General features: G+C 50.3%; 8 protein-coding genes. 5 read left to right on the top strand and 3 right to left on the bottom strand.

The window, feature by feature from the left end; all coding sequences use genetic code 11:
- The 3 genes from B3180_RS10980 to argE form a co-directional block, all read right to left on the bottom strand.
- Positions 1-1100 (bottom strand): malate synthase (locus tag B3180_RS10980; protein WP_286844506.1); only part of this gene is annotated, 1100 nt, incomplete at its 3' end.
- A 183-nt stretch (positions 1101-1283) separates the two neighbouring features.
- On the bottom strand, positions 1284-2909 hold the full coding sequence (locus B3180_RS10985; protein WP_278358188.1) for a methyl-accepting chemotaxis protein: 1626 nt from the start codon (positions 2907-2909) through the stop codon (positions 1284-1286).
- Positions 2910-2999: 90 nt separating this feature from the next.
- Entirely contained in the window at positions 3000-4163 is a 1164-nt protein-coding gene (gene argE / locus B3180_RS10990; RefSeq protein ID WP_286844508.1) for an acetylornithine deacetylase, read from the bottom strand.
- Between the two features lie 95 nt (positions 4164-4258).
- On the opposite strand from argE, the gene argC reads away from it, so the two are divergent.
- From argC to B3180_RS11015, 5 genes are all read left to right on the top strand, one after another.
- On the top strand, positions 4259-5284 hold the full coding sequence (gene argC, locus B3180_RS10995) for an N-acetyl-gamma-glutamyl-phosphate reductase (RefSeq protein ID WP_278358186.1): 1026 nt from the start codon (positions 4259-4261) through the stop codon (positions 5282-5284).
- Entirely contained in the window at positions 5281-6018 is a 738-nt protein-coding gene (argB, locus tag B3180_RS11000) for an acetylglutamate kinase (protein ID WP_278358185.1), read from the top strand. Before argC ends, argB begins: the two co-directional genes overlap by 4 nt.
- Before the next feature lie 2 nt (positions 6019-6020).
- Entirely contained in the window at positions 6021-6971 is a 951-nt protein-coding gene (locus B3180_RS11005; protein ID WP_286844512.1) for an ornithine carbamoyltransferase, read from the top strand.
- Positions 6968-8179, top strand: a complete 1212-nt coding sequence (locus B3180_RS11010) for an argininosuccinate synthase (protein WP_278358183.1) — start codon at positions 6968-6970, stop codon at positions 8177-8179. Before B3180_RS11005 ends, B3180_RS11010 begins: the two co-directional genes overlap by 4 nt.
- 3 nt (positions 8180-8182) lie before the next feature.
- Positions 8183-8709, top strand: a 527-nt coding sequence (locus B3180_RS11015) for a lyase family protein (protein ID WP_286844514.1), incomplete at its 3' end; no start/stop codon positions are given.

The raw sequence follows: 8709 nt of genomic DNA on the forward strand, positions 1-8709 counted from the left end.
GCAAGCCCGGGGTGAGCGATCCAGGTGCCGTCGTGGCCATTGTCGCGCTCCATGGTTTTGTCGGCGTGAACTTTAGCGAGTATTTTCTCATTCTCAGCCGGATCTTTGCTGGGAATAAAGGCCGCCATGCCACCCATAGCCAGGGCGCCGCGCTGGTGACAGGTTTTCACTAACAAGCGTGAGTAAGCATTAAGGAAAGGTTTGTCCATGCTCACTACCTGGCGGTCGGGAAGAACCCGCTCCGGATGCTCTTTCAGGGTTTTGATGTAACTGAAAATGTAGTCCCAGCGGCCACAGTTAAGTGCAGCAATATGGTCTTTCATGGCATGCAGTATTTCGTGCATTTGAAAAACCGCCGGCAGGGTTTCAATCAGTATGGTGGCGCGAATGGTGCTGGTTTTTAAGCTGAACTTTTTCTCGGTGAAATGAAAAACGTCAGCCCACCATTTGGCTTCGTCACTGTGCTCCAGCTTGGGCAGGTAGTAATACACCCCGGAGCCTTGTTGCAGGCGTTGCTGATAATTCAGTAAAAAGTACAGAGCAAAGTCCATTAAGGCACCGGGAATTGGCTTGCCGTTACGCTGTACGTGTTTTTCCGGTAAGTGCAGACCGCGAACCCGGGCAATGAGTAATGCGGGATCAGGCCCGACTTCATAGTGCTTGCCGCTGTCCGGGTCGGTGTAGGTCATGCCGCCAATGTTGGCATCGCGCAGGTTAATTTGACCGTTTACCATGCCCTCCCAGGTAGGTGACTGGGAATCTTCAAAGTCCGCCATGTAACAGTCGACATTGGCATTCAGGGCATTGATGACCATTTTTCGATCCACCGGCCCGGTAATTTCCAGACGGCGTTTTTTTAAATCGGCCGGCAGTTCGGCAATGCGCCAGTTCCCTTCACGGATGTTCTGAGTTGCAGGGTCAAAATTGGGTAACTGACCCTGGTCAAATTGCGCCTGACGTTGCTGGCGTTTCTTCAACAGGGACTCTAATTGTGGTTGAAAGGTATCGACTAACTCAGCGAGAAAAGACTGATTCTCGTCGTTGAATAATGCTTTTGCATCGTTATCAAGCGGTTGACTGAAGTTAAATAGATTATTCATTTTTGAATCCGTTGTTATTAGTTTGTTAACACGGATTTAGATTAGTTGCTGGTCGCACCATTAGTCTAATTTATGCGGTTGATTAGCAGTATTCAGGAGGGTTATTTTAGTTGGAAGAGGTTCTGTGGCTAAAATTCGAACGGAGCCATTGCGGCCCCGTTCATCTTTAATGGTGAAATGTGGTTACAGTCTGAAAGCTCTAACCAGTTCACTGAGGTCAACGGCAAGTCGTGACAACTCTTTGCTTGATGCGCTGGTTTGTTCAGCGCCTGATGCTGTCGAGTTGGATAAGTCACGAATACTTACTAGGTTCTTATCAACGTCACGGGAGACATTGGCCTGCTCTTCTGAAGCACTGGCTATCGAGGTGTTGTGATTGTTAATTTCATCGACCGCGGTTGCAATAAGCTGTAAGGCTTCCCCGGCTTCGCGAGCTACGTCCAGAGTTTTCGTTGCGCGCTCCAGGCTTCTGTCCATAGTTGCTACTGAACGGTCGCTGGACTCGTTAATGGCTTTGACCATGTCTTCAATTTCAACGGTAGACTGTTGAGTTTTGTGCGCCAATGAACGAACTTCATCGGCTACCACTGCGAAGCCACGGCCAGATTCTCCGGCACGGGCAGCCTCAATAGCGGCGTTAAGTGCCAGTAAGTTGGTTTGCTCTGCAATACCGCGAATAACTTCAAGCACCTTGGTAATATTTTTCACCTTGTCGGCCAGTTCAGTTACGCTACCGGAAGAGTCGCCAATTTCCTGAGAGAGCTCCTCTATAGCGCGAACGGTTTGACGGACACGATCATCACCGTGTTGCGCTTGTCTGTTTGCTTCCTCAGAAGCCTCGGATGCGTTTTGAGCGTCTTGTGCAACGGTCTCAACGGCGGTGGTCAATTCGGTGACTGCGGTTGCTGCCTGCTCCAGCTCTTCCGACTGCTGCTGAATGGTGCGGGTTGACTCATCGGTAACCGAACTTAATTCTTCAGATGTGGAAGCCAGCTGCTCTGAGGACTCCGAGATAGTGCTCATGGACTCACGCAATTGGTTGCGCATCGTTTTTAACTGCTGCAGCAATTGTGCGGGCTCGTCCTTGCCTTCAATTTCAATGGTCTGACTTAAATCACGCGAGGCAATGATTTTGGCAAAATCTACGGCATCCCCAATGGGTTTAACGATGCTTCTGGTAAGCGTTACAGCAAATAACGCGAGTAAAGCGACCACAACCACTAAAGCAATAATCATCATGACTTTTGCGTTACTGGACACGGCATCGGCTTCGTCGGAAGCTGCGTCTATTAATGACATCTCTCTGTTTAAAAGCTCATCGAGTTTCGCTGAAATTTTGTTGGTCAGCGGTAGAATACTATTTTCCCGAATGGAGTCTATGGCATCGGAAAGCCCGGCATTAACCAGTTTTTCGAACTGGTTATTTAGCTTCCAGTACTCGTCATCAAGGGCCATGTATTCTGCAAATAGCTTTTGGGCTTCAGGGTCATCAAGCGTTTTCTTATATTCATTTTGATTACGCTTAAGAGCACTGATCGAATCATTTAAACTCTTTTGATACCTTTCCAGACGCGCAGGATCGTTAATGTAGGCTGCGACGTTAGCGGAGTGAATACGTACGCGCAGAAACTCTCTGTCTAAATCATTGACGTTATCAACGGAAGGAACCTGCTTGTCACTAATGATGTTTAGCTGAGTTTCAATCGCCCCCATTCGGTTGAGTGCGAAAATGCCCAAAATGAGCGTCAGTATTCCAATCAGTCCGAAAGCCGCACTTGCGCGGGCACCTATGGAGAGCTGTCGTATCATGTGATAATCCTTTGTTGTACCAAAACTCATGGTCTACTACTGGTAGATTTGATGTGACTCAAATCTAAGACATAGTTTTGTTATCGGCAGCTACTGCGAAAAACAAAACGCTTTTAATAAACTTTTTAGTTTTTCTTGAGTGGGCTTTATAGAATCTACCGACAAATATTCATCCGGCTGGTGTGCCTGTTTTATTGAGCCCGGGCCCAAGACCAACGTTTCGCAGCCGAGCTCCTGCAGAAAAGGAGCCTCAGTGCAGTAGTTTACCGCCTGCGCTTTGCTTTGTGATATTTTTTCGGCCAGTTGCACCAAAGCTGAGTCGGTTGTTTGCCGGAAAGCCGGTACCGGGTGGTGCAGTGAGATTAATTCAACACAACCGGGGTAACGTGCCTGAACACTCTCGGTTGCTTTATGCAAGTGGGCATAAAGTTCGTCGACCGATAAACCCGGCAGCGGCCTAATGTCCAGGTGCAGCTCGCAACAACCACAAATGCGATTAGCGTTGTCACCGCCGTGAATGTGACCAAAGTTCATGGTTGGCTGTGGCACTGTGAAGCTTGAATCTGAATATTTATGCTTAAACTCTTCTTTTAATTTCAGCAGTGCAGAAATGACTTCGTGCATCAGTTCTATGGCATTAATTCCCAGTGCTGGATCGGAGCTGTGACCAGAGCGTCCGGTAATGCGAATAACCTCACTCATATGGCCTTTATGGGCATAGACCGGACGCATATTGGTGGGTTCGCCTATAACGCAGTAGTGGGGCTTGAGGTTCGCAAAGCGGCTCACTTCGCGGGCACCGTTCATGGTGGTTTCTTCGTCGGCGGTTGCCAGAACCATAATAGGTTTGTTTTGTTGGCTGCTATCCAGTTCACTCAAAGCTTGCATAACAAAGGCAAAAAAGCCTTTCATATCAATGCTTCCGAGCCCGTACCAGCGGTTATCCTGTTCGGTTAATTTAAAGGGATCGAAGTTCCAGCGACTGGCATCATAGGGAACGGTGTCGGTATGACCGGACAGCAGTAAACCGCCGCTTCCAGTGCCCCGCCGGGCCAGTAAATTGTACTTTCCTTGTTGGCTATTCAGCTCGTTTATTTCGCAGTCAAACCCAAGCAGTTCGAGCCATTCAGCTAATAAATGAATGACTTTCTGGTTGCTCTGATCCCACTTAGGGTCGGTCGCACTGATGGACGGCTGAGCAATGAGCTGCTGATACATAGAGACAAAAGACGGCAAAGAACGGGCGGCTATCATAGTTTATCCTTAATATAATTATTCACTATTATTGCATAAATATATATATTCAGTTATTCTGCATTTTTACTCAGGAACAGCAACAGGTTTTTCGCATGCAGTATCAACCAGCGTCGTCACATTCAGCGGCTATTATCGGAGCCAGCGGTTACGTTGGCGCTGAGCTTAGCCGTTTAGTGCAGCAACACCCGGCGCTTAGCCTTTTCGGTTGCTATGTGTCTGAGCATAGCAGCGATGCCGGTACCTTGTTGAGTGATTTGTATCCACAATACGCACATTGTTTAAAAATCCCTTTGCAAGGTCTGACGGATAACGAGAAGTCCAGCATTAAGCACCAGGCAGACACCGTGTTTTTATGCACGGAGCATAGTATCAGTGTTGCACTGGCACCTGAGTTTCTTGAGGCGGGCTTAAAAGTCATAGACTTGTCCGGTGGTTTTCGCTTAGACGCAATTGAAGACTATCCCCAGTTTTATGGGTTCGAACATAAGCAGGCTCATTGGCTTCGCCAGGCTGTTTATGGTCTTGCTGAGTGGTATCCGCATGAGATAGCGGAAGCTCAGTTAGTTGCGGTTCCTGGCTGTTACCCAACAGCCAGCTTAATAGCATTACTTCCGCTTAAAAAGGCCGGTTTACTTAAAAGCAGCAAAGTTATTATTAATGCGGTGTCCGGAGTGACTGGAGCAGGACGTAAAGCGTCTGTTGCTACTCAGGGTGCGGAGCTGTCTTTGCAGGCGTACGGCCTGTTTGAGCATCGGCACACGCCGGAAATTGCACAGCAGTTACAGCATGAGGTGTTGTTTACTCCCCATTTGGCACAGTTCCCTCGTGGCATTTTGGCCACTTTGTACGCCGAGCTTAATGACGATACCAGCGATGATGACTTAACCGGCGCGTACCAGTGCTATGCGGAGCAACCCTTAGTGCGCTTTAAGAAACTGGCTCGCCCGGCCATTAAGGACGTGGTTCAGCAGCCGTTTGTGGATATTGGCTGGCACCGGCAGGGTAACCAACTGATTGTGCTGTCGGCTATTGATAACTTACTGAAAGGTGCGGCGAGTCAGGCTATTCAGTGCATTAACCTGCAACTGGGGTTGCCTGTTGAAGAGGGCTTGCTATGAAAGTCATAAAACTCGGCGGCAGCCTGTTAGAACAACCGGAAGCCTTAAGTGCGCTGTTTCAGTCGCTGAAACAAAGCAACGATGAAATTGTGCTCGTACACGGTGGTGGTGCCCTGGTGCAACAATGGCTGGCAACTGCCGGTTTGCACAGCGAAAAGGTGAACGGTTTAAGAGTCAGCCCGGAGCCGCACATGCCTTATATTGTCGGCGGCCTGGCAGGTGCGGCCAATAAAACCTTAATGAAACAGGCTATCGCCGCAGGTTTAAAACCTATTGGTCTGACGCTTTATGAAGCGGGCGTTCTTTGTGTTAAACAGTCAGAAAGTTTAGGTCAGGTTGGGGTTTGTCCGGCTTCAGAAGGAGTGTCAGGTCTCATTTCTGATTTACTGGCTCAGGGTTACCTGCCAATTATTAGCTCTATCGGCTTCAGTGATTCCGGCGACTGGTTCAATGTTAATGCCGACGATGCTGCTGTGGCCGTCGCCGCCGCCTACAATGCCGATTTGTTGTTGATAACCGATGTTGAAGCGGTGCTGGACGGCAGTGGAACCCCTTTAAGCCATCTCAATTCAGAGTCTATTCAGGAACTCACCCGGGCGGGTGTTATTAAAGACGGTATGGAGGTGAAAGTTCGCGGGGCGCTAAGCGCCGCAAAACGCTTACGACGATGTGTGCGAATTGGCAGTTGGAATGTAATGAATAACCCATTTTCAGGCACACAGATTAGTGAGTAAGTATGATGAAACATTGTTTATCCGGGCTGGAGTTTTCTCCGGCTGACACTTTACAGTTATTGGCGTTAGCGCAAGCGCAAAAAGCCTACCCCGAAAAATACCAACACACGCTGGCCGGCAAAAGCGTGGTTACCCTATTTGAAAAACCAAGTTTACGCACGCGGCTGTCTTTTGACATTGGTTTGCAGAAGCTGGGTGGTCATGCGGTTTACCTGAACGAGCACGGGCAAGGCATGGGCGTGCGTGAAAGCATCGCCGACTACGCCCGTAATCTATCCTGCTGGGCTGATGCTATTGTCGCCCGGGTGATATCGCACAGTACCTTAGAAGAATTAGCGCAGTACGCCTCGGTACCTGTGGTGAACAGCTTGTGCGACTGCTTTCATCCTTGTCAGGCACTGGCGGACTTTTTAACACTGCAGGAGCAGTACGGCAAGGTACAGGGACTAAAACTGGTGTACTTAGGCGACGGTAATAACGTGTCGCATTCACTGATGCTAACCGCTGCCGCAGTCGGCACCGATTGCACTATTATTTGCCCGAAAGGCTATGAACCCAATGCGGACCTTGTGAAAAAAGCGAAGGCTTTGGCGAAGAAGAGCGGCGCTAACATTGTGGTGACGCACGATATTGCTGCGGTGGCAGATGCCGATGCGCTCTACACCGACACTTGGGTGTCTATGGGCGATGATCAACCTCTGGATGCGGTCCGTGAGATTTTCCATCCCTATCAAATTAACGCGCAGCTGGTTGAGCACAGTGGTGCCACTTCGGTGCTGCACTGTCAGCCGGCGCATCGCGGCTATGAAATTACCTCCGATGTTATGGACGGCCCGCTATCGCGCTGTTTCCAGCAGGCCGAGAACCGGCTTTACGCGCAAAACGCTTTATTAACCCTGTTATTAAACCCAACGGCAGCAGTACTGCCAGAATCTATGGAGAAAGCCTCATGAGTTACGTGAAGAAAGTTGTATTGGCCTATTCTGGCGGTCTGGACACCTCGGCCATTGTGCCCTGGTTAAAAGAAAATTATGGCTGTGAGGTCGTGGCTTTTGTGGCTGACGTGGGGCAGGGCGCCGAAGAGCTGGAAGGCGTGGAAGAAAAAGCCAAAGCGTCCGGTGCATCCGAATGCCACGTGGTTGATTTAAAAGACGAGTTTGTGAAGAGTTACGTGTACCCAACGCTCAAAACCGGTGCTATTTATGAGGGCACCTATTTGCTGGGCACGGCCATGGCGCGTCCGATTATTGCCAAAGCGCAGGTGGAAGTGGCTCGTAAAGTGGGTGCGGATGCGCTGGCGCACGGTTGTACCGGTAAAGGTAATGATCAGGTCCGCTTTGAGTCCTGCTACGCAGCTTTAGCTCCTGACTTACAAGTAATTGCACCCTGGCGCGAGTGGGAGTTAAGCAGCCGGGAGTCGTTGTTGGATTATTTGGCGGGGCGCAATATTCCGTGCTCGGCGTCGGCGACCAAAATCTACAGCCGGGACGCTAACGCCTGGCATATTTCGCACGAAGGCGGTGAGCTGGAAGACCCTTGGTGTGAACCCACAGATAAAGTCTGGACCATGACGGCATCGCCGGAGCAGGCGCCGGATAAGCCGGAATATGTTTCTGTTAAGGTCGAAAATGGCGAAATTACGGCGGTGAATGACAAAGCGATGTCGCCTTTTGAATGCCTGGAAGTGTTGAACGACATTGGCGCTAAGCATGGCATCGGGCGGGTGGATATTGTTGAAAACCGCCTGGTGGGCATGAAAAGCCGGGGCTGTTACGAAACACCGGGCGGCACCGCCATGATGGCGGCGTTGCAGGCCATTGATGAGCTGGTATTGGATAAAACCAGCCGCAGTTGGAAAGCTCAATTGAGCGAGCAGTTCGCACAGTTGTTGTACGACGGACGCTGGTTTACGCCACTGCAGCAGTCGGTTATGGCTGCGGCGCGGTCTCTATGTTCGACCGCCAGCGGCGACGTGGTACTGAAGCTCTATAAAGGCTCAGTGACTGCGGTTCAGAAACGTTCTCCGAATAGTTTATACAGCGAAGACTTTGCGACCTTTGGTGCCGACGAAGTCTATAACCAGGCGCACGCCGAAGGCTTTATTCGGCTGTTCTCCCTTCCCAGCCGGATAGCGGCGTTACAGAAGCAGCAAAAGGGGTAGATTATGGCGCTATGGGGTGGACGTTTTGCGGCAGGACCCGATGCCGCGTTTCAGCAGTTTAATGATTCGCTGCCTTTTGACTATGTGCTGGCTGAGCAGGACATTACCGGCTCTAAAGCCTGGGCGAATGCGTTGCACAAGGTTAGCGTACTGAACCGTGATGAATGTCAGCAGTTACAGCAGGCATTGAATGAACTGCTCAGCGAAGTGCGCGAAGACCCGACGGCAGTTGCTGTTGGTGGCGACGAGGATATTCATTCGTTTGTCGAGGCGGCATTGATAGCCAAGGTGGGGGATTTAGCTAAAAAGCTGCATACCGGGCGCAGTCGTAATGATCAGGTAGCGACCTATTTACGCTTGTGGTGCCGTGAGCAGGCCGGAGTTCTGCAACAGTCGTTAAAGCAGACTCAGCAGGCATTACTGGACCTTGCGCAACGTGAAAAAGACACGGTCATACCCGGTTACACACACCTGCAACGGGCGCAACCGGTTTTGCTGGCGCACTGGTGCCTGGCCTATGTGGAAATGCT

This window comes from Idiomarina sp. UBA4206, from assembly GCF_002383015.1.
Classification (GTDB): Bacteria; Pseudomonadota; Gammaproteobacteria; order Enterobacterales; family Alteromonadaceae; genus Idiomarina; species Idiomarina abyssalis.